The 24,418-nt window shown below is 47.1% G+C and carries 25 protein-coding genes and 1 other annotated feature; of the genes, 22 read left to right on the forward strand and 3 right to left on the reverse strand.

Annotated elements, in window-relative coordinates:
* The first annotated feature begins 43 nt into the window (after positions 1 to 43).
* The 9 genes from JOD82_RS13680 (at position 44) to JOD82_RS13720 (ending at position 6,253) form a co-directional block, all read left to right on the forward strand.
* Positions 44 to 574: a YqeG family HAD IIIA-type phosphatase gene (locus JOD82_RS13680; protein ID WP_013311200.1), complete on the forward strand. Its 531-nt coding sequence runs from the start codon at positions 44 to 46 to the stop codon at positions 572 to 574.
* Entirely contained in the window at positions 567 to 1,694 is a 1,128-nt protein-coding gene (yqeH, locus tag JOD82_RS13685; RefSeq protein WP_069010449.1) for a ribosome biogenesis GTPase YqeH, read from the forward strand. Before JOD82_RS13680 ends, yqeH begins: the two co-directional genes overlap by 8 nt.
* A 110-nt stretch (positions 1,695 to 1,804) precedes the next feature.
* Positions 1,805 to 2,674, forward strand: coding sequence for a shikimate dehydrogenase (gene aroE / locus JOD82_RS13690; RefSeq protein ID WP_029515378.1), 870 nt, complete (start codon positions 1,805 to 1,807; stop codon positions 2,672 to 2,674).
* Positions 2,675 to 2,742: 68 nt separating this feature from the next.
* Positions 2,743 to 3,039, forward strand: a complete 297-nt coding sequence (yhbY, locus tag JOD82_RS13695; protein WP_013311197.1) for a ribosome assembly RNA-binding protein YhbY — start codon at positions 2,743 to 2,745, stop codon at positions 3,037 to 3,039.
* A 17-nt stretch (positions 3,040 to 3,056) separates the two neighbouring features.
* Positions 3,057 to 3,647, forward strand: a complete 591-nt coding sequence (gene nadD / locus JOD82_RS13700; protein ID WP_029515377.1) for a nicotinate-nucleotide adenylyltransferase — start codon at positions 3,057 to 3,059, stop codon at positions 3,645 to 3,647.
* Positions 3,631 to 4,227: a bis(5'-nucleosyl)-tetraphosphatase (symmetrical) YqeK gene (yqeK, locus tag JOD82_RS13705; RefSeq protein WP_029515376.1), complete on the forward strand. Its 597-nt coding sequence runs from the start codon at positions 3,631 to 3,633 to the stop codon at positions 4,225 to 4,227. Before nadD ends, yqeK begins: the two co-directional genes overlap by 17 nt.
* Positions 4,224 to 4,571, forward strand: coding sequence for a ribosome silencing factor (gene rsfS / locus JOD82_RS13710; protein WP_013311194.1), 348 nt, complete (start codon positions 4,224 to 4,226; stop codon positions 4,569 to 4,571). Before yqeK ends, rsfS begins: the two co-directional genes overlap by 4 nt.
* A complete protein-coding gene (locus tag JOD82_RS13715) occupies positions 4,568 to 5,476 on the forward strand; it encodes a CvfB family protein (RefSeq protein ID WP_029515375.1) in 909 nt (302 codons plus the stop codon). Before rsfS ends, JOD82_RS13715 begins: the two co-directional genes overlap by 4 nt.
* Before the next feature lie 3 nt (positions 5,477 to 5,479).
* A complete protein-coding gene (locus tag JOD82_RS13720) occupies positions 5,480 to 6,253 on the forward strand; it encodes a class I SAM-dependent DNA methyltransferase (RefSeq protein ID WP_029515374.1) in 774 nt (257 codons plus the stop codon).
* Positions 6,254 to 6,325: 72 nt separating this feature from the next.
* Here the strand turns inward: JOD82_RS13720 and JOD82_RS13725 are convergent, their stop codons facing one another.
* A complete protein-coding gene (locus tag JOD82_RS13725; RefSeq protein ID WP_029515373.1) occupies positions 6,326 to 6,715 on the reverse strand; it encodes a tautomerase family protein in 390 nt (129 codons plus the stop codon).
* A gap of 184 nt (positions 6,716 to 6,899) precedes the next feature.
* Positions 6,900 to 7,157: a binding site (T-box leader), on the forward strand.
* 61 nt (positions 7,158 to 7,218) lie between these two features.
* On the opposite strand from JOD82_RS13725, the gene leuS reads away from it, so the two are divergent.
* Positions 7,219 to 9,657 (forward strand): leucine--tRNA ligase, encoded by a 2,439-nt coding sequence (gene leuS, locus JOD82_RS13730; RefSeq protein ID WP_209949482.1) that lies wholly within the window; start codon positions 7,219 to 7,221, stop codon positions 9,655 to 9,657.
* Here leuS and comER read toward each other — a convergent pair.
* Entirely contained in the window at positions 9,638 to 10,483 is an 846-nt protein-coding gene (gene comER / locus JOD82_RS13735) for a late competence protein ComER (RefSeq protein ID WP_165148970.1), read from the reverse strand. The two genes, leuS and comER, sit on opposite strands and share 20 nt — an antisense overlap.
* 294 nt (positions 10,484 to 10,777) lie before the next feature.
* On the opposite strand from comER, the gene JOD82_RS13740 reads away from it, so the two are divergent.
* The 8 genes from JOD82_RS13740 to holA all read left to right on the forward strand — a co-directional run bounded on the left by JOD82_RS13740 (position 10,778) and on the right by holA (position 18,859).
* Entirely contained in the window at positions 10,778 to 11,425 is a 648-nt protein-coding gene (locus JOD82_RS13740) for a ComEA family DNA-binding protein (protein ID WP_209949484.1), read from the forward strand.
* An 89-nt stretch (positions 11,426 to 11,514) separates the two neighbouring features.
* Positions 11,515 to 12,033 (forward strand): deoxycytidylate deaminase, encoded by a 519-nt coding sequence (locus JOD82_RS13745; protein WP_069010453.1) that lies wholly within the window; start codon positions 11,515 to 11,517, stop codon positions 12,031 to 12,033.
* 178 nt (positions 12,034 to 12,211) lie between these two features.
* Positions 12,212 to 12,364 (forward strand): hypothetical protein, encoded by a 153-nt coding sequence (locus JOD82_RS29625; RefSeq protein ID WP_256026030.1) that lies wholly within the window; start codon positions 12,212 to 12,214, stop codon positions 12,362 to 12,364.
* Positions 12,294 to 14,867, forward strand: coding sequence for a ComEC/Rec2 family competence protein (locus tag JOD82_RS13750; RefSeq protein WP_312887694.1), 2,574 nt, complete (start codon positions 12,294 to 12,296; stop codon positions 14,865 to 14,867). Before JOD82_RS29625 ends, JOD82_RS13750 begins: the two co-directional genes overlap by 71 nt.
* A gap of 126 nt (positions 14,868 to 14,993) precedes the next feature.
* On the forward strand, positions 14,994 to 15,206 hold the full coding sequence (locus tag JOD82_RS13755; RefSeq protein WP_069010454.1) for a hypothetical protein: 213 nt from the start codon (positions 14,994 to 14,996) through the stop codon (positions 15,204 to 15,206).
* 403 nt (positions 15,207 to 15,609) lie between these two features.
* Entirely contained in the window at positions 15,610 to 16,158 is a 549-nt protein-coding gene (locus JOD82_RS13760) for an RNA polymerase sigma factor (protein ID WP_013311184.1), read from the forward strand.
* The gene (locus JOD82_RS13765; RefSeq protein WP_209949486.1) at positions 16,155 to 17,618 is read left to right on the forward strand and encodes a zf-HC2 domain-containing protein; all 1,464 of its coding nucleotides are present in this window, start codon (positions 16,155 to 16,157) and stop codon (positions 17,616 to 17,618) included. Before JOD82_RS13760 ends, JOD82_RS13765 begins: the two co-directional genes overlap by 4 nt.
* A gap of 209 nt (positions 17,619 to 17,827) precedes the next feature.
* Positions 17,828 to 18,859, forward strand: coding sequence for a DNA polymerase III subunit delta (gene holA, locus JOD82_RS13770; RefSeq protein WP_029515366.1), 1,032 nt, complete (start codon positions 17,828 to 17,830; stop codon positions 18,857 to 18,859).
* A gap of 143 nt (positions 18,860 to 19,002) precedes the next feature.
* Here the strand turns inward: holA and rpsT are convergent, their stop codons facing one another.
* Positions 19,003 to 19,275, reverse strand: a complete 273-nt coding sequence (gene rpsT / locus JOD82_RS13775; RefSeq protein ID WP_013311181.1) for a 30S ribosomal protein S20 — start codon at positions 19,273 to 19,275, stop codon at positions 19,003 to 19,005.
* Positions 19,276 to 19,473: 198 nt separating this feature from the next.
* Between rpsT and gpr the strand changes: the two genes are divergently transcribed.
* The 4 genes from gpr to lepA all read left to right on the forward strand — a co-directional run bounded on the left by gpr (position 19,474) and on the right by lepA (position 24,386).
* Positions 19,474 to 20,475 (forward strand): GPR endopeptidase, encoded by a 1,002-nt coding sequence (gpr, locus tag JOD82_RS13780; RefSeq protein ID WP_029515365.1) that lies wholly within the window; start codon positions 19,474 to 19,476, stop codon positions 20,473 to 20,475.
* 222 nt (positions 20,476 to 20,697) lie between these two features.
* Positions 20,698 to 21,957, forward strand: a complete 1,260-nt coding sequence (locus JOD82_RS13785; RefSeq protein ID WP_209949488.1) for a stage II sporulation protein P — start codon at positions 20,698 to 20,700, stop codon at positions 21,955 to 21,957.
* A 27-nt stretch (positions 21,958 to 21,984) separates the two neighbouring features.
* Positions 21,985 to 22,500 (forward strand): hypothetical protein, encoded by a 516-nt coding sequence (locus tag JOD82_RS13790; protein ID WP_209949490.1) that lies wholly within the window; start codon positions 21,985 to 21,987, stop codon positions 22,498 to 22,500.
* 71 nt (positions 22,501 to 22,571) lie between these two features.
* Positions 22,572 to 24,386 (forward strand): translation elongation factor 4, encoded by a 1,815-nt coding sequence (gene lepA, locus JOD82_RS13795; protein WP_029515362.1) that lies wholly within the window; start codon positions 22,572 to 22,574, stop codon positions 24,384 to 24,386.
* Positions 24,387 to 24,418 lie beyond the last annotated feature (32 nt).

The raw sequence follows: 24,418 nt of genomic DNA on the forward strand, positions 1-24,418 counted from the left end.
GTAATATGGTATAGTTTGTCGTATGAAACTGAGGTGACCGACGTTGTTTGAAATGCTGATGCCCAAATTACGGGTGAATACCGTCTTTGATATTGATCTTGAAGGCTTATATGCTCAAGGATATCGCGGCATTATTACGGATCTGGATAACACGCTGGTCGGCGCAAAAGCGCCGAATGCAACTCCCGAGCTGGTGGCCTGGTTTGAGAAGGTCAAACAGGCGGGTTTTAAGCTTGTCATCGTGTCTAACAACAATATGGACCGTGTATCCGTGTTTGCTACGCCTTTGGACATTGAATTTATACATGCCGCACGGAAGCCCTCCAACTCGTCTTTTCGTAGAGCCATCCGTATGATGGGGCTGACTCCGGAAGAAACTATTATGGTCGGAGACCAAATGTTGACGGACGTATTGGGAGGTAACCGACTGGGGTTGCATACGGTGTTGGTGTTACCGATATCCATTCATGATGAAGGAGTCATGACTCGATTTAATCGGCGGTTGGAGCGAATCGCGCTCACAAGGTTACGTAAGAAAGGCTTATGGCTTGAGGAGGAAAAGAAGAATGACTGAAAGACCTGACGGCGGCACTGCCGTCAAATGTAGTGGTTGCGGTATAACCGTGCAGACCACTAGCCCGGAGCTTCCGGGATTTATTCCTGAAAAATTGCTTACTCGCGAACCTGTCATTTGTCAGCGTTGTTTCCGAATCAAAAACTATAATGAGACGTCTTCAGTGACAGTGGATCAAGATGAGTTCTTGAAGCTGCTCAGCCAGATTGGCGACAAGGATGCACTCGTTATCCACATTGTAGATATTTTTGATTTTGAAGGCAGCTTGATTTCCGGTCTGCAACGCTTTGTAGGCTCTAATCCGGTTATACTGGCTGTAAACAAGACCGATTTGCTGCCTAAGGTAACGAATTGGAACAAGATACGTAACTGGGTACAAAAGCAAGCGAAGGAGCAAGGGCTTCGCACGGAAGAAATCGTACTGTGCTCAGCTAAAAAAAATCAGGGCTTTGACCGTCTTTTGGATGTGGTATCTGAGCTCCGTGGTAACCGCGATGTATATGTGGTTGGAGCGACAAATGTGGGTAAATCCACGCTCATTAACCGTTTGATTCGTGATTATAGCGACATGGAGCAGGAGCTCACAACGTCCCGTTACCCGGGAACTACACTCGATATGGTGAATATTCCGCTCGACGACGGCAAGCACATTATTGATACTCCGGGTATTGTATACCCTTGGCGATTCAGTGAGATCGTCTCCCGTCAGGACTTGAGCGCTATTATGCCGGACAAGCCGCTGAAGCCTGCTGCGTATCAGCTTGATGCCGGACAAACATTGTTTTTCGGCGGTATGGCCCGATTTGATTTTGTCGACGGTCAGCACCAATCTTTTACCTGCTACATTAACGGTGGTCTTAAGATACATCGCACGAAGCTGGAGCGAGCTGATCAGTTGTTCGCTGATCATGCCGGGGAATTGTTATCTCCGCCAACACGCGATCAATTGGCAGAGATGCCGGAATGGACAAGACATGAGTTCCGCGTGCCACGCAAGTCTCCATCGGACATCTATATTTCCGGCTTGGGATGGATCAGGGTAAATAGCGAGAACGGAGCTCTGGTTGCGATTCATGCTCCTCGGGGAGTCCGTGTGCTTTTGCGGCCTGCGTTGATATAACGTTGCTGTAACCATGTTATAGGGCGGCAAGGAACAGGTACTGTACTGGTTCCTGCCGCCATTCATGTATTTGTGCGGCCTAATATTTTGCAATATGGGGGAGAGCGACGATGAACAGCGGGGAGTCTGAAGCGACTGAACAAGGTCTTGTACTATTGGGCGTATTGGGTGATCCAATCAAGCACTCCAAATCGCCTCTTATGCATAAAATAGCTTTGCAGGCAGCGGCGATTGAAGGAGATTTTGTACCTCTTCATGTAAAACCGGATCAGCTGGAAGATGCCATGAAGGGGATTCGCGCTTTGCATTTCCGCGGAGTCAATGTGACGATTCCCCATAAAGTCGAGGTTATGAAATATCTGGATGAGATTGATGAAGGTGCCAGACTCATTGGCGCTGTCAATACGATAGTAAATGATAATGGACGGCTTAAGGGGTATAACACGGACGGAATTGGCTACGTACGTTCCCTCAAAGAAGAGACTTCTGTTGAGTTGAAGGGAGCAAGAATTGCTGTGCTTGGAGCCGGAGGGGCTGCTCGTGGCGTGATTCATGCTCTGTTGGAGGAGCAGCCGGAATCGGTCATTATTTTGAACCGAACACGTGACAAAGCTGAGCAACTGGCATTAGAGTGGACGACGGAAGCGATCCCAGTGAGGGGTTATTCCAACGAGGATGCCAAGAGCGTGCTCGCCACAGTGAATGTGTTGATTAACACAACCTCGGTGGGAATGTCTCCTTTATCGGATGAACTTCCACTGGAAACGAGCTTGATTCCGGAGGGAATCATTGTGAGTGATTTGATCTACAACCCGTTGGAAACGAGACTTTTACAGGAAAGCCGTGAACAGCGCGGCTGCACTGTACATGGGGGCTTGGGCATGTTCGTGTACCAGGGGGCTGTGGCTTTTGAGTATTTTACAGGGGTTGTCCCTGCTGTAGAGCAAATGAGAGCAGCTGTGCTGAGTAGCCTGTCGTAAGTAAGAGGGTACATTAAAATTATGGAAATGCTGCATTGCATATGTGGCGACGAAGGGGTTAAATATACATGTTAACAGGTAAACAAAAAAGATATCTGCGCTCAATGGCGCATCATTTGGACCCGGTTTTTCAAGTAGGCAAAAACGGTACGAATGAGCATCTTATGCGTCACATCAACGATGCGATTGAAAAGCGTGAGCTGATGAAAGTACAAATTTTGAACAACTGTTTGGACGACAAGCATGAAATTGCGGAAGAACTGGCCGCGGAGACAGGTTCTGAGCTTGTACAGATCATCGGGAGCACTATTATTTTGTACAAAGAATCCCGTGACCATAAGGAAATTGAGTTGCCTAGAGGATAACATGCGGGGAGAAAATTATGAAAATCGGTATTATGGGTGGTACATTTGACCCGATTCATATTGGACATCTGCTGGCTGGAGAAGCGGCAAGAGATGCCTATGGACTAGATCAAGTATGGTTTATGCCTTCTCATATTCCTCCGCACAAGCATCAGGCGGGGGCGAGCGGTAAAGAGCGTCTGGAGATGACGAGTGAAGCGGTGGCGGGTCATCCTGCTTTTGAAGTGCTGGATATTGAAGTGCTTCGCGGGGGAGTATCCTATACCATTGACACGATCAAGGAGCTTCAGGAGTTGCATTCTGCTGTGGATTTTTATTTTATTATTGGTGCGGATATGGTGAACTACTTGCCTCATTGGCAGGGAATTGAGGAACTGGCGCAGCGAATTTGTTTCATTGGTGTTCGGCGACCAGGATTCCAGCTTGCAATGGATGAGTTGCCACATTATTTGCAGGACAAGGTACTGTTGGCAGATATGCCAGTGGTGGACATTTCGTCCACGGATATTCGAGAGCGTGCTGCGGAAGGGCGCACTATCCGTTATCTTGTGCCTGATCGAGTGCATGACTATATTACAAGGGGCGGTTTGTATGAAGTACAGCCGTGAGCAATTAATGGAAGCCGTATCTGGTCAAATGCCTGAAAAACGCTGGAAGCACACACTAGGTGTTATGCATACCTCAGTGGAGCTTGCGAAGCGTTATGGAGTAGATCCGGATAAGGCCGAACTGGCGGCTATTTTGCATGATGTAGCGAAATATTGGCCTGTTCAGCAGATGGAAGAAGTGATTCGCAGTCATCCCGAATGTGATCAGGAGCTTTTGGAACATGACAAGCAGCTCTGGCATTCAGAGGTAGGATACTGCGTTGCAGCAAGAGATTACGGAGTGGATGATTCTGAAATAAGGAATGCGATCCGCTGGCATACGTCAGGACGCGTAGGTATGAGCCTGCTGGACAAAGTCGTGTGTCTCGCTGATTACATCGAACCGGGACGGGATTTTCCCGGGGTTGAGCATATCCGTAAACAGGCAAAGAAAAGTTTGGAGCAGGGCCTTGTCGCTGGATTTGACTCCACAATTTCATTGTTGCTGGAGAAGAAAAAGGTTATTTTTCCACTGACAGTCTTGTCGCGCAATGACTTGATTCAACAACTAAAACAGAGAAAAACGGAGGTTCATGAATGACCCTAACTAATGAGCAATTAATGCAAACAGCGGTTGATGCCGCAAATGATAAAAAAGCAATGAATATTGTCGCACTGGATTTGCGGGGAATATCACTAGTAGCTGATTATTTTGTCATCTGCCACGGTAATTCGGATACACAGGTACAGGCGATTGCAACAGAAATTCGCAAACGCGCTCATGATGAAGGTGTAACTATCAAAGGAATCGAAGGGATGGATTCCGCCCGTTGGGTTCTAATGGATTTGGGGGATGTCGTAGTGCATGTCTTCCATCGCGACGAGCGCGAATATTACAACATTGAACGACTCTGGTCGGATGCTAAGGTTGTGGAAAAGGTATGAGTTTGATCGCCGGTACTTATGTCACCATTATGGTGGATCGTGAGGTATCTCCTTTCGGCTACTTTCTCACTGTTGGTGAGCAGGATGTGCTGCTGCACTATACGGAGCTGACACGTGAAATTGAAGTTGGTGAACGGTTGGAGGTATTTATTTTTCACGATACAGAGGACCGTTTGGCCGCAACCATGAAAAAGCCGTTCTTGTCGTTGGGCGAAATGGCTAAGCTTGAGGTGGCCGATGTGCATCCGCGTTTGGGTTGTTTCCTGGAGATGGGATTGGGTCGTCAGCTTTTGCTGCCGATTCGTGAGTTGCCAGAAAACCGAGATTTGCATCCTCGGGTGGGCGACTACGTGTATGCCATTATGGAGCATGACAAGCAAGGCAGATTGCGGGCTAAGCTGGCAGGGGAACAGGAACTGGCTCCGTTGTGCTTCCACGCCCCTGATTCGTGGCTGAATACGTGGGTGCAGGCGACTGTGTACAAGCCGCTTCAAATGGGCACATTCGTTCTGGTGGACGGAGGGGTGCTTGGTTTTGGCGCGATTGGGATGATTCACTCCTCAGAACGCAACCGGATGCTTCGCTTGGGCGAAGAGGTTAAGGTACGGGTCACGCTTGTTCGCGAAGACGGTCGGGTCAATCTGGCAATGTCGCCACGCAAGGAAGTGGGCCGTGATGAGGATGCGGATCGATTGATTGCTTTTCTGAAAGAGCGTCCGGGCGGCGGTATGCCTTACTCCGACGCAACACCGCCGGATATTATCAAGCAACGGTTTGGTATTAGTAAATCCGCCTTCAAGCGTGCGATGGGCAAGCTGATGAAGGAAGGAATGGTTACACAAAAGGAAAACTGGACCTACCTGGTGGAGAAAATGCCGAAACCGAAGGACGGGAATGGGGAATAAAAAATGGCTTCTTACCGGAAGTTTGCCTATGTGTATGATGAGCTGATGCAGGACATGCCGTACCCGGACTGGTTGCGCTTTGCACGGCAGGCTTGGGATCAGTACGGGATGCCGCATACGGTGGCCGAGCTGGGCTGCGGAACGGGTTCAATTACGATTCCCCTGGTTAACTCAGGGTTCGAAGTGGCTGGAATCGACTTATCCTCTGACATGCTGGCAGTAGCCCGTCGCAAAATGGAAACCACTCCACAGGGACAGCGATTGTTTCGTGAGGGAAGCGTTCGCTGGATACAGCAGGATATGAGAGAATGGATTTTACCCGAGCCTGTGGATTCTGTAATTTCTTTTTGCGATTGTCTGAATTACTTGTTGGAGGAAGAAGATATCATTTCTACTTTTCGCAGAACGCATGTTGGTCTGAAGCCTGGCGGAACCTTTTTGTTCGATGTGCATCATCCCCAGACGTTTTTACGTTATGATGAAGAGCAGCCTTTCGTACTGGACGAACGCTCTATCTCATATATCTGGACATGTGCGTTGGACACTCCCCGTTGTGAAATTGAGCATCATCTTAGTATCTTTGCGAAAGCAGAACATGAAGGACGCGATCTATACCAGCGTTTCGAGGAAATACATGTACAACGTGCCTATGACCCAGACTGGATGAAGGCAGAATTGTCCAAAGCGGGTTTTCGCGATGTGAAGGTATATGCGGATTTTGAATGGGTAGAAGCAGAAGATGACGCGGCGAGACTGTTTTATGTTGCTGTAAAATAGCAAAGATTCATTGAACGAATATGGGAAAAAAAAGACGCTTTTCATGATGACATGAAGGGCGTCTTTTTGCACTTATATATTCACTTTATAGTTCAACTGAAGCTCATCACCCGGTACACCCCGAATGCCCCAGTTCTGTTTGGGTGTTTCAAATATAGTAATCTCAAGATCCTGTGGAGAAATACCCAAAAGATCGTTAATTCTTTGGAATAACAGGCTAATGAGTTGCTTCTTAGCTTCTATCGTTCTGCCTTCAAAGATACTGATTTCAATAATGGTGTACGCCTCAGAGCGACCATCGGCATATATAAAATCTTCCTGATCCATAGGAAAAAAACGATGAAACCTCTTGTCAGGAGGATATTTGAACGCATCCACCACAGCAGAATGAATCACCTCTGAAAGTTGCTTTTTGATTGGATTTAGAGTCTCTTTTATTCCGTAAATTTTAATTTGTGCCATGTCTCAGCTCACCTTTCTTATCTCAACTCATCTCAGCTTGAAGCGATTTAACTCGGAATTATTATAAAACATTCGTATGCATGTGTCATGAAAATTTAGTATGGAGAGGGCTCTTAACACCAAAGGTAGTCCTTATTTGACTTTTTTCGCGGTTTTCAATATAATAGTGCCATTATTAACGGTTAAACAATCGCTGATGAGGAATAGTAGCTTTGTCTGGACATGTAGAGAGCCGGCGGGTGGTGCAAGCCGGTTGACAGCACAAAGTGAACTCGCCTCGGAGATATGCGTCCAACGCAGGAACGCCCTATACTGGTGCTTGTATCCTGTTATTAACCCGCATCGGATCACCTCCGTTATCAGGTGCAAAGGGAGTAGAACGCGAAGAACGCTTTCTGCTAACTAGGGTGGTACCACGGGAATATAACCTCTCGTCCCTAGCGCTGACACGCTACGGGATGCAGAGGTTTTTTTGTTGCATACCGTTTGAGGAGGAAAAGACAATGACAGACACACAGCCGAAGCACGGCTATCAACCGCAAAGTATTGAACCAAAATGGCAGAAATATTGGGATGAGAACAAGACGTTCCGCACCGGGGAAGAACCGGGCAAACCGAAGTTTTATGCTTTGGATATGTTTCCGTACCCATCTGGAGCCGGCCTGCATGTAGGCCACCCGGAGGGCTACACAGCTACGGATATTGTTTCACGTTATAAAAGAATGCGCGGCTACAACGTACTGCATCCGATGGGTTGGGACGCCTTCGGTCTGCCTGCGGAGCAGCATGCGCTGGATACAGGGGAGCACCCACGCGAAATTACGGTGAAAAACGTAAATAACTTCCGCCGTCAAATCAAATCGCTCGGCTTCTCCTACGACTGGGATCGTGAAATCAGCACGACGGATCCTGATTATTACAAATGGACACAATGGATCTTCATCCAGCTGTACAAGCGCGGCCTTGCATATGTAGCTGAAGTACCTGTGAACTGGTGCCCAGCGCTGGGAACGGTGCTGGCGAATGAAGAAGTTATTGACGGTAAGAGTGAGCGTGGCGGTCATCCGGTCGTCCGTAAACCAATGCGTCAATGGATGCTGAAAATTACGGAATACGCGGATCGTCTGCTGGATGATCTGGAGGAACTGGATTGGTCTGAGAGTATTAAGGATATGCAACGGAACTGGATCGGTAAGTCTACCGGGGCAGAGGTTCGTTTTCCGATTGAAGGCTATGACGAGCAACTCACAGTATTTACAACTCGCCCAGATACACTGTTCGGCGCAAGCTACTGTGTGCTGGCACCAGAGCAGGAATTGGTGGATATTATCACTACGCCTGAGCAAAAGGATGCTGTACAACAGTACCGTGAACAAGCTGCTCGTAAAAGCGATCTGGAGCGTACGGATCTGGCCAAGGATAAAACAGGCGTATTCACAGGAGCTTATGCAGTGAACCCAGTGAACGGCGAAAAGCTGCCGATCTGGATTGCTGACTATGTACTGGCAGGCTACGGAACTGGAGCGATTATGGCTGTACCTGCTCACGATACGCGTGACTGGGAATTTGCCAAGCAATTCGGATTGAATATCATTGAGGTTGTCCAAGGTGGAGATGTGGCTAATGAGCCATATACTGAGGATGGACCGCACGTGAATTCAGGCCCGCTGAATGGACTTACCAACGAGGAAGCGATTCCGAAGATGATTGAATGGCTGGAAGCCGAGGGCAAAGGACACGGCAAAGTCACCTACCGCCTGCGTGACTGGCTGTTCAGCCGTCAACGCTATTGGGGCGAGCCGATTCCGGTAATTCATCTGGAGGATGGAACGATCAAAACGGTTCCTGAGGACCAACTTCCGCTCGTACTGCCGGAGATGGACAATATTAAGCCTTCAGGTACAGGTGAATCCCCGCTGGCGAACGCAACAGATTGGGTGGAAACCATTGATCCTGAGACAGGTATGAAAGCACGTCGCGAGACGAATACAATGCCGCAATGGGCAGGAAGTTGCTGGTATTACCTGCGCTTTATTGATCCGAAAAATGACAAAGAGCTTGTATCCAAAGAGAAACAACGTGAATGGATGCCTGTTGATTTGTATATTGGCGGAGCTGAACATGCGGTTCTTCACTTGCTGTATGCCCGTTTCTGGCATAAGGTATTGTATGATATCGGCGTAGTGGAAACGAAAGAGCCTTTTTATAAGCTGGTCAACCAGGGTATGATTTTGGGCAACAACAATGAAAAAATGAGTAAATCACGCGGTAATGTCATTAATCCTGATGATATTGTCAATACGTTTGGCGCCGATACGCTGCGTATTTATGAGATGTTTATGGGGCCGCTGGAAGCGACCAAGCCATGGAATGAGAATGGGGTAGAGGGAGCACATCGTTTTCTGTCCCGCGTATGGCGCCTGTTTGTTTCCGAGGATGGTAGCCTGAACGATAAAATTACAAATGACGGCGGTAGCGATGAGTTCAATCGTACTTGGCATAAAACGCTGAAAAAAGTAACTGAAGATCTGGATGCACTGCGCTTCAATACAGCGATCAGCCAGCTGATGATCTTCACCAACGATGCATATAAAGCAGACCTTCTGCCGCGTGCAGCAATGGAAAACTTCGTGCAAATGCTGTCGCCGCTTGCACCCCATCTGGCCGAGGAATTGTGGCAGCTGCTGGGGCACAATGATAGCATTACCTACGCGGCTTGGCCTGCTTATGATGAAGCATGGACGGTGGACGCCGAAGTGGAAATTGTTATGCAAGTGAATGGTAAAATTGTGCAGCGTGCAACGATTGCCAAGGATCTTGATGCTAAAGCGATGGAAGCATTCGCTGTGTCGTTGGACAATGTTCAGCAGGCACTGGCCGGCAAAACGATCCGCAAGGTAATTGCTGTTCCAGGTAAGCTGGTTAATATTGTTGCCGGTTAATTGGCTTTAAGCCGAAGGAGACATCTATCTTTTGCATGTCCTCTTCATATTTGTTGTGCGTTACCTGTATCAGCTCGGGAAAGACACTATGCAGGCTGATGTCCAACAGTGCGAGAGCTTCGGCGGTAATACCTCCGGGAACCGCTACTCTGGCCTGTAACTCGGCTGGTGTCATCCCGCCTTCCGTGAGCAGCTTTCCAGTGCCGATGATCATTTCACCGGCCAGAGCGCATAGCTCCGTGCGGTCCATACCTGTAGCTTGAACTGCGGCTTGAATCCACTGGTCCATAAAAAAGGCCAAGAAAGCAGGACCACAACTCGAAAAATCCGACGTGATCCGAGTATAAGATTCTTTAACCCGAATCGGCCTGCTGATGTGGGACATAAGCTCTTCCAGAAGGAAGCGATCCTCCTCTGTAATCCGGCTTCCATGGATGCATAGTGAGGCTCCGCTGCCTACTTGGTGGGTGATACTGGGAATAATTTTGGACACTTTAGCTTTCATTGCATGCTCTAAAATACGAATCTGCACCGGGCTTGTGATAGATACGACGATTTGCTCTTCTGTAATGACGTTGCGTATTTCATCCGTTACGGCTTTTGATTCCAGCGGCTTCACACAGATAAACAGAACATCGCTTTCCGCTGCCGTTTCACGGTTGCTTTGGGCTGCATGCAAACCTGGATAACGACGGGCTAGCTCGGTTACCTTGGAATGCGTTCGATTACTTGCTGATATTTGCTGCGGCTTGAGTGCGTTAGAATGAATAAAAGACTCAATTAGCAGACTTCCCATGCTGCCAGTCCCGATAAATCCAACTTTCATTGTTCAACGTCCTCCTTTCATACTTTGCGGTATAGACGCTGTGCTGTCAGCTGTCATTCTTCTTAGTGTATGCGCCTGGTCTTGGCCGACATGACGAATTTTATGTCTGAGCATGTTAGATCGTGCCCGGGGTCGTACCACTTTATTGTAAAAATGCTCACAGCGAGACCGTATGGAGGTTGTTTACATCCTCCGGCTAAACGGGAATTGGACAGACGTGCTCTGTTTGATAGAGACGGTGTTTTCAGTCGGCTCAATTTCCCGAATCCATGTGGAGTAGGGGACGATACGGAAATGAAACGCGTATGGACAGGAACAGCGATAACGCTTGCTGTAATCGGCAGTGGACTTATTTTATTTGCCGGAGGACAGCGTTCTGAGCCGCAAGAAGAGTGGACTTTACTTAACCATAAGGTGGAGCAGGCTGTGGCGATGGATTCAGAGCCAAATGAGTCGCAGCGCAGCAGTGACTATGCCCAGGAAAAGCCTGCTGTAAAAGAACCTTCAGACAAAGCTGAGCGCAGTAGGAATGCCGAAGCCGCTTACAAAGTGAAAAGTGATACTGTGCAGATATCTACTGGTATATCTGCTGCTCTGAGCGGAAACTCTATTGCGGGAAATTCGAGTGCCGTAAAGCAGTCAGGTGTTGCGGATCCGACCTCAGACACAGGTATTGTTAGTTCGAGTGGTGCAACGACGAGTAGGACCAATACGGTAAGTGATTCGGTTACTACACCCCTTTCCGGCGAAAAGAAGGTAAACATCAACACGGCGACTGCTGCCGAGTTAATGGAGCTACCAGGGGTTGGGGCTAAAAAAGCCGAGGCTATTTTGAACTACCGTAATCAGCACGGGGCGTTCAAACGTGTGAATGATTTGGATCATGTAAAAGGAATCGGAGCTAAAATGTTGGCGAAAATGAAGCCGTATGTCAGCTTGTAACTTATGTAATAATTACATTGTACATGCCCTGAGAACGACGGTAGCGGATATGGTTTACGTTTTAACTTGTTTATACGGGAGAGATGGAAATGAGTGCAGATGTACGCAAGGACTGGGACACTTACTTCATGGATATCGCTTATATGGTATCCACCCGTTCGCGCTGTGCGCGGCGTCATGTTGGAGCCGTACTTGTACAAGGTAAAAAGCTCTTGGGGACGGCCTATAATGGAGCACCATCGGGGGTGCCTGACTGTTCAGAGGCAGGTTGTATGATTTCAGAGGAGTATGAGGTCGTTCACCGTGATGGGCACGAGGAAATGGTTAAAAAGCAGCGTTGTATTCGCACTATTCATGCGGAGCAGAACCTGCTGCTGTTTACTGACCGAATTGATCGTGAAGGCTCTTCAGTATATGTCACCGATCAGCCATGCTGGACGTGTGCCAATATGTTGGCGAACAGCGGTATTGTGGAGATTGTATACCACCGACCTTATCCCAAAGATGCCGACAAGGTTCGTGCTATGATGGAGGAAAAGGGCATCGCTTTTCGTATGCTGAAGACCTATCATCCGCCAAAAGAAACGCTGATGGATGTTATGAATTAAAAAGTAAACGAGGAAGAACCTCTGACGAATGCTATTTTGTCAGAGGTTCTTTTTGTTTTGTGTTTGTGAACAGAAAGCAATGTTTGCTACCGGAAGGTGATCGTATTCAAGCTAAGCTTGTGTTAACTAGACCTATATTGACCCTTACTGTTTGTTGGATTACAGGAAGTGTGGGAGCATGTCTGTATTCTGGACGTATGCTTTTGTTGCTCTGGGCGGGGGTTACTCTGATCTTTCCGCTTATAGCTTTATTGATAAAAATCCCCATTCGGCATATGGTATTACTTTGGCTTGTATTCAGCGGGGGTGGATTTCATTGGTTTTGGCATGATATGCATAATGTTAGCAGTATTCCCGATGCTCTTCATGTATCGTCTTCTATGGTGGAAGACATGCCTGTTCAAGCAGCAGGGTTTATCGCTTCTGAAGTACAGGTAGATGGTGATCGAACACAGTTTGAGATGAGAGTTACTTCAATCAATCACTTCGGAAATCATTCGAACAAGGACGAGAATCGTGCACCAATTTCTGAACAGGTCATTGTTCATATCAAGTTGGCTGCCAAGCAGGAACAGCAACTTGCGGCAGCATGGCAACGTGGAGATGCGATCCTACTGCGTGGCACCTTAAAGGCTCCTGCAAAAGCGGGGAACTTTGGTGGCTTTGATTACAGTGAATACCTGCACACACAGGAAATCCACTGGCTTTTCAAAGGCGATGGGGCAGCCTCGTTACAGAAGCAGGATGCTTCACTATGGAACCGCTACACTTTGTTCAGGTGGAATGACCAGCTTAGGGAGCAGCTAGGACAGAGAATGGAACTGGCATTTACATCGCTTCATCACGCAGGATATATGAAAGGACTGGTACTTGGGGTAACAGATGAGTTGGACCCAGCAACCTATAACGAGTTTACGCAGCTTGGTTTAACGCATATTTTAGCAATATCGGGCATGCATGTGGCGGTATATGCAGCTACACTATTATATCTACTCAGGCTGTTACGAGTTAGCCGCGAGACATCTCTTACGGTCGTGATGATACTCATTCCGGCTTATGTCCTGCTGACTGGTGCTTCTGCCTCTGTTGTGAGGGCAGGAATTATGGCGATGATCGGCTTGTTTGCAGCCCGACGAGGGTTGCTCAAAGACGGACTTAATATTCTAAGTATATCCGCGCTGCTCATGCTGATTTGGAATCCATATTATCTACTTAGCGTCAGCTTTCAGCTTTCCTTTTTGGTGACAGGTGGGTTGCTCATTTATATGCCGCTTATGAAGCCGTTTTTCGCCAAATGGCCTTTCCTGATCGGCGGTGAAGTTGCGATTACAATTACGGCACAGCTTGTTTCGTTTCCAATGACGGTATTCTACTTTAATCAATTTTCGCTGCTATCATTTGCGGCCAATTTTGTGCTTGTACCTCTTATTACATATATCGTGCTTCCATTGGGTACGGTGGCGATGGGAGTTGCCTTTTTGTGGGGGGATGGGGCTCGCATTTTTGCTTGGCCGGCAGAGCAATTGAACGATTTGACCTTTTTACTAGTAAAATGGCTGAATGTGGATGATGCTTATGTGAGTATTTGGCCGTCTTCCTCCATTCTGTGGGTCATAGCGTATTACGTAGCTTTGTACAGTGTTTTGTACTGGCTCACAACGTGGCTGACATCCCGCAGAAAAACGAACGACATTACCGTCTTGGACTCTACTCCCAATTCATCAACTATCTATACAGGATTAGCAGCTTCTTCAGAGTGGGCGGCTATATTGCATACGGCTCTTGAACCTGAGGGAGCAGGGAGATTTGCGCGTCGACAGTGGAATGGTTATCGTCATTTGGCACTGGCTCTAAGTGTTATTGCTTGGCTTGGAATATTGTATACAGGTTACCAATCTCCTGGTGAGGGTAATACGGGAATTGTTCAATATCTGGATGTGGGCCAAGGTGACAGCATTTTAATCACAACGCCGGGCGGGAAACATATCTTGGTTGATGGCGGGGGGACAATGGACTTTGCAACAGGGAAAAATGCTTGGCGCAAGCGTGCAGATCCCTACGAGGTAGGTAAAGATACGCTTGTACCCTTACTAAAGCAACGAGGTGTGCATCGACTAGATGCTGTCATTTTAACACACGGAGATCATGATCATGCCGGAGGATTACAAGCTGTGCTTGACCAGATTCCCGTATCTACCTTGTTTTTTAATGGTACCCTGACAGATAAAGCTCCATTCCGTAAGCTGTTGAACACGGCTTTAGATAAGCAGATCAAGCTGTACGGGGCACATCATAGCATGGAATGGGAACCAGACCAGGCTACGAAAATCCGCTTTCTCTATCCGTTTACGCTACCGGATAACGAATCTGAACAGCTGCCTGTTATGAAGGAACAAAATCATTACTCTGTTGCCATGATATTGGAGATGGAGGGAGCCTCCTTTTTGTTCACAGGAGATATGGATGATGCAGCAGAGTCATTGTTGCTTGCTGAATTAACCCCTTCTTCATTCCGTTTGAAAGATGAGGGAGCAACGGGAGGGGCAAGGAATGCTATAGATGTCATGAAAATAGCACATCACGGCAGCAAGTATTCTACCTCGGAAGAGTGGTTATCCTACTGGCGACCGAGAGTATCTGTTATTTCGGTCGGTGCGACCAATACTTACGGACATCCGAATGAAGCGGTATTGGAACGTTTGTCAGCAGTTGATTCTGCTATATATCGAACCGATACGATGGGAGAGATACAGATTCGAGCACAGCAAGGAAAACTGAGTGTGCGGTACCAACGCAAACAGTACAAAACAGATACGAATACAACAACACACTAAAACGGGTGCTCACTCTTAGGAGTGTGTTGTTTGCTTTGAATCCAATCTACATGGACAGTAGCTGTAAGCTTTGATAGAATCAAATGAGTTATGAAAATGAGAATCATTATTAATAGGGGAAATATTGTGAGTTATTTTAAATTTAGAGCTTCAGCTTGTTTGTTCATCATTTCGTTAATGCTGGTATTGAGCGCAATGCTACAAGTGGGGGTGAGACTGCAACGGAAAGCGGTCAATCGGCTGCTGCCAAGACCACATCAACTGGAGATGAAGCTGCCACGCGTACATATGAAAGTGATAAAGGTACAATTACTCTTCTTATTTAATGTTGGGTATTAGAGGTGATGGAGCAGCCAAGGAAAAGATATTTTATCTAAAAGCGTGTGAAGAACCTTTCTGCCGTTAAATCAGGTAAAGTATATCAATACTCAATCGAAGATTTTTATTTTCAAGATCCGATTGCTCTGACTTATCAATTAGAATGCATATCGGATTTTTTGATTTCCAAGAAGTAACAATATGATCTTGCAGCTCGATAGGCTAGCATTTAGATGTAGTAGGAGCTAAGGGAAGGTGACTACCTTCCCTTTTTCTGTTATTCTAAGGGAGGATACGCTGGGGATTCTGGGCTTTTTGGTATAATTTTTTTTGTTGAAAAAATAAAATTAGTGTCAGACGTCTATCCTGCAACAATTTGTAAAAGGGATACGTCTGTAATATTGCAGGGAGAGGGGGATCCTTTGTGGTAGAGCAGGGACTCATTCGAGCCGCTCAATCGGGCGATCGCGACGCTCTCATTACCCTATTAAGAGAGATAGAACAGCATGTGTACCGTACGGCATATTACATTCTAAACAATGAGCAGGACGCCATGGATGCTTCACAAGAAGCCCTCATACGGATCTATTCCAAAATTAACTCTTATGAGGAAAAAGCGCAGTTTAAAACCTGGGTCCAACGCATTGTAACGAATATATGCATCGACAAATTCAGAAGAACGAAGCCCTCGGTTTCCATTGACGAGCACGACATGATATTCAACGATCCCCAAAATGTGGAGGTCGAGGTGTTGACCTCTTACATGGCACAGGATGTTCGTGAGGCTATACAACAGCTTCCGGAGCACCACCGGACGGTAATTGTCTTAAGATATTTGCAGGATTTCTCCTATAACGAGATTGCAGATTCTCTGGATTTGCCGCTAAATACGGTCAAGTCATACTTATATCGTGCAAGACAGCAATTGCAAGGGCTACTTCAGGAATATCAGAAAGGTGGTGTATCAGGATGAAGTGTGGGGAAGAGGTGATGGATTGGATGCAGCGTTATGTGGATCATGAGCTGGGCGAAGAAGAGACGTCCCAATTAATGAACCATATTGCGACTTGCCCGGACTGTGCGGAAAAATTTCTTATTCTTCAGACACTCTCTCGCGAGCTGGAGGAATTGCCTGCGGTTTCCCCGGCGTTCAGCCTGGTGGATTCCATCATGCCTCAGCTTGATGCCATTGACCGCGCACGTGAAGAGCAGGGAAGTGCGCTTCAGGAAATGCAGCCTGTGGCTGTAGAGCCTGGACCAGTGCCTAGACAACGTACCCAGCCTATACCTTGGTGGAATCGAATGGCTGGGCGCGCTGCTATGGGCGTGGCTGCCGCTGCTGTTGTACTGGGGATTGTAGTATTTAACTTCGAGCCTAAAACAGTACAAGATGCGGAAGGCATACTTACTACCCAGTCGCCCGAAGTGACGAATCCGCAGAATCAGACGGAAACTTTTCCAGGTACAGCCAATGGCAGTGGAGGACATGATGCAGCCATTGGTTCGGATTCTACAAAGCAGCCGTCGGAGCAGGGGCAAGAAACGGATGCATCTCAGCCACCTGCGGATAAAGATCCTGGCCTGAGCAAACAAGGTGCAACCAATACAGACGATGAAAAGAACTCTTCCAAACGGGATGCTGGGAAACGTGACGATCAGCGAGCTGGGGAGGAAGATTCGACGAAGTCTGCACCAGCCGAACATTCTTCTCGTCAGGATGAAGGGCAGGGACAGCTACGTACGGATCGTCAGGTGACAAAGGAAAATCCGTCTGCTGGAGATGCTCCTAAATCTGAGGACAAACAGCTAAGTCAGGAAAAATCTGATCAATCCACGATTGCTCCTGATGAACAGTTGGAACCGAAAATGGAAAAAGCACCCTTAGCGGGTACGGGTACTGCTCAGGACGATAATAATGGTAACACAAGTACGAATGATTCATCCTCGTCGCTTAGTCAGGATTTGAAGGTACAGGATCGAATTGCGTCAAATGAAACGTCGAAAGAAGCGACTTCCAGAAGCATCACCAAGGATTCGGGCAATGCCTTGGGAACGGATAGCAGCAATGCAGCTTCTAATGATCAGCAATCATCCGTGTCACAAGACCCGGTTCGTAAAGAAGGCTTTGTATCTAATTCACTGGTCTCTCCGGACAACAATAATGCTTCCAACTATAGTGCCCAATCTGCCTCTACAGATCAGCTCAACTCGCCTGATGGTAGCTATGCGGTGGCTATTGAGGGCAAAAAGCTGAAAGTGTATAAGCTTTCCGATAACGGTGTAGACCGAACAACACTGGAAGTCCGTACTCTAAAAGGTGCCTGGGTCAAAGGAAGCTGGTCGGAAGACAGCCAGACCTTTATGTATGAGACGGAGCAGGATGGGACTGCAAGTAAATATACGTACACCGTTCCGCGCAGCACTGGAAAATAGTTTCCGTAAGTTGACACACTTTTAAAAACAGGGAATAAACTATATGAACCGACGTCGTATCCCGACGGCCGAAAGTTTCTAGAGCTTTCTGCTGCCGTGTTGATATAGATGGTGGTGAAGGGATCCTGCCTATAGGGTCCCTTCGTTTGTGTCATGACTTGCCTTCCGCTCGGATGTCAGGTACGATCAGTGGGTGGGGGGAACGGAAAATGGATGTAAAAACAGCCTCTAAGGCTATTCGCAAAGGTGACATTTCGCCAGTGTATTTGCTATACGGTAGTGAAAAATACCAAATGAAGCAGTTTGTTGAGATGCTTAAAGAGAAAGTGGTGGAAGAGGAGCATCGTGACTTCGCCATCATTCCTTATGATTTAACCGAAACGCCAATTGAGGTGGTCGTGGAGGAGGCGGAAACAGCGCCTTTTCTTGTGCCAAAGAAGCTGATTATTGTACGGGATACCAGTGTATTTGCAGCAGGCAAAGATAGCGGTAAGATAGAGCACCGGCTTGAGACGCTGTTGACTTATATGGATAACCCGACTGACTATAGCGTCATCGTTTTTACGGTTCAGGCTGAAAAGTTGGATGAACGGAAAAAGATTGTCAAAAAGCTAAAAAGTGATGCTTCGGTTATTGCCTTTGCTCCAATGGGTGGAGATGATCTTGTGGCTTGGATCCATAAGCGTGCAGGAGAAAGAGAAGTGCAATTGGCTGCAGGAGCTGCTGAAAGCCTCATTCAATTCACAGGTACCGGACTACAATCTTTGGCTGCCGAGATAGACAAGCTCTGCTTGTACGCAGGAGCACAGGGAACGATCTCATCCGCTGATATAGAATCTCTGGTGCCTCGTAACACAGAGCAAAACGTATTTGCGATGGTTGAGGATCTGGCTAATTTGCGGCTGGATAAGGCGCTCAGTATTTTTTATGAGTTGCTTAAGCAAAAAGAGGAACCGATCAAGATTGCCGCTTTGATCACGCGACAGTTCCGTATTATGTTGCAGGTCAAAGAGCTGGCAGGTCAAAGCTATTCCCAGCAACAAATTGCGAGTCAGCTTAGTTTGCATCCTTATGGGGTGAAAGTTGCAGGGGACCAAGCGCGGAGGTTCCGCCCTGAGCAGCTACGTCAGCTTCTCTACGAATTGGGCGAGCTGGATTATCATATGAAAACAGGTGTCGTTGACAAGGTACTGGGATTGGAGCTGTTTTTGATGAAAATGGGTGCGGGGGCTTCGATCTAATTCCACTCATGTGCTGCTAATAGAGTCAGCTTATGTAGCGCAGAACGCTGATGCTGTAAACAAATAAAAGTTATAAACTAAAAAAACCTGATCAGCCAAGGCTGGTCAGGTTTTTTTCATTAACGTATGAAAGTAGCTCTTGCTTACGCTTGAGCTGTAAGAGCGTTAAGTTTTTTCGCCAAGCGAGATTTCTTGCGAGCAGCTGCGTTTTTGTGGATCAGACCTTTAGTTACAGCCTTGTCCAGCTTTTGGGAAGCTACTTTGAAAGCAGCAGCAGCAGTTTCAGCTTCGTTACCTACCAACGCTGTATCGGCAGCTTTTACTGCTGTACGAAGCGCGGATTTTTGAGAAGCGTTCAACGCACGGCGTTTGTCGCTAGTTTTAACGCGTTTGATAGCGGATTTGATGTTTGGCATTACATTCACCTCCTGTAAAGGCATTACTTATGAACACAAACGTTTCACAACTTAAAATATTTTAGCATGCCACACCTCAAATTGCAATAAGAAAACATTCTGAGGCGATGCGAATTACAGGATGAAAATGGATGTGCATAAACCTGTTGGGTGTCTCGCACACTATAGTCAAAGATGGCATCCAAGGAGGCTCAAAAGATGGATCTGGATTTGCAGAAGTACGCGGTACGCACGGATTTGGCATTAGAGGCAAGAGAATTGGCCGAACGGGATCAGCCTGTACCTCTGGCGGGCATAAGTGAGAACGTGGAGGAAGATGACGGAATCAAAATCACACGGCTGGATGTACTGAATGAAGAAGGAGCCAACCGTATCGGGCGGGTACAAGGGCATTACGTTACACTGGAAGTACCCGGCTTGCGTGAAGGCGATACGGGGCTCCAGCAACGTGTAGCTATTGCATTTGCAAAAGAAATGGAGCATTTTATACAAAAAATAGGGATTTCTAATACGGCAAAGGTACTGGTGGTAGGTCTGGGCAACTGGAACGTCACTCCCGATTCACTTGGTCCGCTTGTCGTTGAGAATTTGATGGTGACTCGTCAATTTTTTGAACTGACACCTGATCAAATCAACCCGGGCTATCGGGATGTGAGCGCAATTGCGCCGGGCGTCCTGGGTATTACGGGGATTGAGTCCAGTGAAATCGTTCAAGGCATCGTGGATCGCACAAAGCCAGAACTGATTATTGCCATTGACGCACTGGCGTCACGTTCACTGGAGCGTGTCAATACGACCATTCAGGTGGCCGATATCGGGATACATCCGGGTTCAGGTATTGGCAACAAGCGGCGCGGTATCACCAAGGATATTATGGGTGTTCCTTGTATCGCTATCGGCGTTCCAACGGTATGCTACGCTTCGACCATTGTCAATAACGTAATTGAACTGATGAAAACACATTTTACCAAAGAAAAGGCTTCTACAAAAGCAATCCTGGGGATGCTGGACGATATTTCAGAACCTGAGAGACTTGGGCTGGTGAGAGAGGTACTGCAACCGCTGGGACATGATCTGATTGTGACTCCTAAAGAAATCGATGAATTTATTGAAGATATCGCGAACATCATTGCTACTGGATTGAACGCTGCTCTGCACGAAGCTGTGGATCCTGGCAATGTCGCCGCATATACGCATTAATCAAGGGTTGATAAAATCGTATTTCACACAAAAGTCTCTATTTAACAGGAATCTAATCTCTTTCAAAAAGGGAGGTGATATACCTGTGGTAGAGATTTTTTGTGTTCTAGTAATTGTTCTCCGTTCATAGAGTTGAAATATAAGAGATTTCCGCAGCAGATAGGAACCCTATGTTCCAAATATAAAGCGGGTTTCGACGGGACGAAGGAGGACAAGGCTCACATGAAAAAAATTCAGACCTGGAACGTCGGAAGATGGAGAAGAAAAGGGATCGAAATTTTGGCGATGGGACATACGCTTGTGCTGCTGATCATGGGCTCGGCGCTTTTATTTGTCATTTTGGGGCTAGGGGGATTGGCAGAAAATCGTCTACAAACATCTCCTGTTTCTTCGATGAAAGGATTGGCAGGCTCGGTGTCCAGCGGTTTTTTTGCGGATATGCTAGGTATGGAAGTACCTCATTTGGCACAAAAGAAGCAGCAATCTTCGTTGTCGGGTGAACAATGGTCGCCTTTTGTATTTCAGATGCTTACAGGCATTAATCCGCAGGATCCCAAAAGTCTCATTTCTCGTGAGATTCCTGGCATGTCTGCAGGAGCACCTGTCTTGCTGCGCAAGGGTTCGGGGAACATCAAGGTAGAGGGTCCTACGGATTATCAGCCCGATCAGGGAACGACGGATGCTCCTGGTGGCTCAGATGCATCTGAGAACCCACCGACTAATACGCCGAATATTCCGACAACACCGGAAACAGATCCGGTACGTGAGGATCATCCAGGTGATACGGCCAAAGGGGACAAGCGCATATTAATCTACCATTCTCATCCCAGAGAAGCATATAACCCACTACTTAGCAAAACCAGTTCCAATCCCAATTCAGGTTCTAAATCGGCCAATGTGTCAAGGGTAGGGGACTTTGTAAAGAAGAGGCTGGAAAAGCAGGGGATATCCACACTGCATGTAAACAAGGATTATGCTACTACAGTTCAAAATTACAATTGGAACTATTCCTATAAATATTCACGCGAAACAGTCAAGGAAGCTTTAGCAGGAAATAAAGGTTTAACTTATTTGCTTGATATCCACCGGGATTCACAACGCCATGGAAAAACAACAGCAACCATTAATGGACTTTCTTATGCCAAGGTGTATTTTATTATCGGACATGACAACAAAAATTGGCGCGAAAATGAAGCCTTTGCTGCTCGTATTCATGAAAAGCTGGAAAAATCGTATCATGGCGTATCACGTGGTGTATGGGGGAAAGATGGTGGCAAAGGCAACAACGGTGAATACAATCAAAGCTTGTCTTCGCATAGCATTTTAATTGAAATCGGGGGTATTGATAACACCGAGGAGGAGTTGAAACGGACCTCGGACGTTTTGGCGGACATGATCGGTGAAGTGTATTGGGAAGATCAGAAAGCTCAGAAAGCGGGCACTAATGTATCGGGTACAAAAAAGAGCAACAGCGGCAATTAAATGAGGTAGCGGTAAGGGGGGAAGGTAATGTCTGGACATTTTCGTAAGAAAGCACTTGGATTTGTACTGCTTATGGGGGCAGGTATTCTTCTTGGTATGCAACTGGCAGGATCTGGTCTGCGTTCAGTGTATGGGCCGGAATGGAACGGAGGGGATACGATTCAATCGGTAAATCAACAGAAAGTTGGATATGAACAGACGATTATTGAGGACACACCCGCAGCTAACACTCGTGCATATAGCGGTACGTATAGCACAAGTGGAGAAGTTAAGGTTGAGCCGAAAACGGAAGCGGGTATAAATGAAGCTGGTGGAAGGGAAGAAAATGAGGAACAGACGCAGCTCGGAGCATCCAGATGGTATTCGACGACTGCGCAACATGTCAATACTCAGGGTCTGGAGACACCGCGTGAACTGCTAGCCGTCAAGGGACAGCAAGCCTCGGTGGATACTATGGCGGACAAAACAGCTGGGTTGCTTCAAAACCTGTCGAGACAGGGCATTCGATGGGTCGTATCTGTATTTGATGGAGTAACAGAATAGAAATATTGCTGACCCCCCTTACAACTGCTATAATAAGCTGATTGACACTAGGCATTGTGTGGGGGTAAGGCATGACTGACATTTTGGCAAGACAACGTAAAATTCGGAACTTTAGTATCATTGCACATATAGACCATGGTAAATCCACGCTGGCTGACCGGATTCTAGAATATACCGGTGCACTCACTTCCCGTGAAATGCAGGAGCAAGTGCTTGACCAGATGGAGCTGGAACGGGAGCGCGGAATTACGATCAAGCTCCAGGCAGTGCGACTCACTTATAAGGCCGATGACGGCGAAGAGTACATTTTGAATTTGATTGATACACCGGGACACGTCGATTTTACGTATGAGGTATCCCGTAGTTTGGCAGCCTGTGAAGGTGCTTTGCTGGTAGTAGACGCCGCGCAGGGAATCGAGGCACAGACGTTGGCTAACGTATATTTGGCGTTGGACAACAATCTGGAGATTTTGCCTGTGCTTAACAAGATTGATTTGCCAAGTGCTGATCCTGAGCGGGTAAAGCAGGAAATCGAGGATGTTATCGGCTTGGATACGAGCGAGACAGTACATGCCTCAGCCAAAGCTGGAATCGGCATCAAAGAAATTTTGGAACAGGTGGTCAGAAGTGTGCCTGCTCCGCAAGGTAATCCGGATAATCCGCTCAAGGCACTCATTTTCGATTCGCACTATGATCCTTATAAAGGCGTTATCGTATATGTTCGCGTTGTGGATGGTAGTATCCGAGCCGGTTCGAAAATTAAAATGATGGCGACTGACAAAACGTTTGAGGTTATTGAAGTTGGTGCTTTTATGCCGCGTATGAACATCGTGGACGAGCTGAACATCGGTGATGTTGGCTTTATCGTTGCCGGTATCAAGCATGTGGGTGATACGCGTGTCGGGGATACAGTGACAGATGCAAAAAATCCAACATTAGAACCGATGCCAGGTTATCGGAAAATTAATCCGATGGTATATTGTGGCTTGTATCCAATCGAAACATCGGAGTATAACGATCTACGTGAGGCGCTTGAAAAGCTACAACTGAACGATGCTTCGCTCAGTTTTGAGCCGGAAACATCAAGCGCGTTGGGTTTTGGCTTCCGTTGCGGCTTCCTTGGTCTGCTTCATATGGACGTTATCCAGGAACGGATTGAACGTGAATTTAACATTCCGCTGATTACAACGGCACCAAGTGTTATTTACCGCATAAAGTTGACGAATGGGGAAACGATCCAGATCGACAATCCATCGAATTATCCGGAAATCGGACGGATTGAACATGTGGAAGAGCCCTATGTAAAAGCAGGCATTATCGTCCCTAATGATTACGTGGGTACGGTGATGGAGCTTTGTCAAACCAAACGTGGTGAGTATGTAAATATGGAATACCTGGATACGACACGGGTAACCATTACGTATCAAATTCCACTGTCTGAAATCGTATATGATTTCTTCGATCAGCTTAAATCAAGTACCAAAGGCTATGCTTCCTTTGATTATGAGATTTCAGGCTATCGCCAGTCCAACCTGGTGAAAATGGATATTTTGTTGAATGGCGAGCAGGTCGATGCACTGTCGTTCATCGTGCATAGAGATCGGGCTTATCATCGCGGACGTATTATCTGTGAGAAGCTGCGCGAGCTAATTCCGCGTCAAATGTTTGAGGTGCCGATCCAGGCATCTGTAGGAACAAAGGTTGTGGCGCGTGAAACCGTTAAGGCGATGCGTAAAAACGTCTTGGCCAAATGTTATGGCGGCGATATTTCTCGTAAACGGAAGCTGCTTGAAAAGCAAAAAGAGGGCAAAAAGCGTATGAAGCAGGTCGGTAACGTAGAAGTACCTCAGGAAGCATTTATGGCGGTACTGAAAATAGATGAGTAAAGTTGTTTGAAGTATTCGTCCATTCTTTCATG

Origin of the sequence: Paenibacillus sp. 1182, assembly GCF_017833915.1 — a bacterium.
Taxonomy (GTDB): domain Bacteria; phylum Bacillota; class Bacilli; order Paenibacillales; family Paenibacillaceae; genus Paenibacillus; species Paenibacillus polymyxa_D.

Bases quoted from the DNA above. Each gene is read 5' to 3' on its own strand.
- JOD82_RS13785 (WP_209949488.1), top strand. From the start codon at position 20,698: ATGAAAAAAATTCAGACCTGGAACGTCGGAAGATGGAGAAGAAAAGGG.
- yqeK (WP_029515376.1), top strand. From the start codon at position 3,631: ATGAAGTACAGCCGTGAGCAATTAATGGAAGCCGTATCTGGTCAAATG.
- yhbY (WP_013311197.1), top strand. From the start codon at position 2,743: ATGTTAACAGGTAAACAAAAAAGATATCTGCGCTCAATGGCGCATCAT.
- holA (WP_029515366.1), top strand. From the start codon at position 17,828: ATGGATGTAAAAACAGCCTCTAAGGCTATTCGCAAAGGTGACATTTCG.
- JOD82_RS13790 (WP_209949490.1), top strand. From the start codon at position 21,985: ATGTCTGGACATTTTCGTAAGAAAGCACTTGGATTTGTACTGCTTATG.
- yqeH (WP_069010449.1), top strand. From the start codon at position 567: ATGACTGAAAGACCTGACGGCGGCACTGCCGTCAAATGTAGTGGTTGC.
- JOD82_RS13740 (WP_209949484.1), top strand. From the start codon at position 10,778: ATGAAACGCGTATGGACAGGAACAGCGATAACGCTTGCTGTAATCGGC.
- lepA (WP_029515362.1), top strand. From the start codon at position 22,572: ATGACTGACATTTTGGCAAGACAACGTAAAATTCGGAACTTTAGTATC.
- gpr (WP_029515365.1), top strand. From the start codon at position 19,474: ATGGATCTGGATTTGCAGAAGTACGCGGTACGCACGGATTTGGCATTA.
- rsfS (WP_013311194.1), top strand. From the start codon at position 4,224: ATGACCCTAACTAATGAGCAATTAATGCAAACAGCGGTTGATGCCGCA.
- rpsT (WP_013311181.1), bottom strand. From the start codon at position 19,275: ATGCCAAACATCAAATCCGCTATCAAACGCGTTAAAACTAGCGACAAA.
- comER (WP_165148970.1), bottom strand. From the start codon at position 10,483: ATGAAAGTTGGATTTATCGGGACTGGCAGCATGGGAAGTCTGCTAATT.
- JOD82_RS29625 (WP_256026030.1), top strand. From the start codon at position 12,212: ATGTCTGTATTCTGGACGTATGCTTTTGTTGCTCTGGGCGGGGGTTAC.
- JOD82_RS13765 (WP_209949486.1), top strand. From the start codon at position 16,155: ATGAAGTGTGGGGAAGAGGTGATGGATTGGATGCAGCGTTATGTGGAT.
- JOD82_RS13715 (WP_029515375.1), top strand. From the start codon at position 4,568: ATGAGTTTGATCGCCGGTACTTATGTCACCATTATGGTGGATCGTGAG.
- nadD (WP_029515377.1), top strand. From the start codon at position 3,057: ATGAAAATCGGTATTATGGGTGGTACATTTGACCCGATTCATATTGGA.
- JOD82_RS13725 (WP_029515373.1), bottom strand. From the start codon at position 6,715: ATGGCACAAATTAAAATTTACGGAATAAAAGAGACTCTAAATCCAATC.
- leuS (WP_209949482.1), top strand. From the start codon at position 7,219: ATGACAGACACACAGCCGAAGCACGGCTATCAACCGCAAAGTATTGAA.
- aroE (WP_029515378.1), top strand. From the start codon at position 1,805: ATGAACAGCGGGGAGTCTGAAGCGACTGAACAAGGTCTTGTACTATTG.
- JOD82_RS13720 (WP_029515374.1), top strand. From the start codon at position 5,480: ATGGCTTCTTACCGGAAGTTTGCCTATGTGTATGATGAGCTGATGCAG.
- JOD82_RS13745 (WP_069010453.1), top strand. From the start codon at position 11,515: ATGAGTGCAGATGTACGCAAGGACTGGGACACTTACTTCATGGATATC.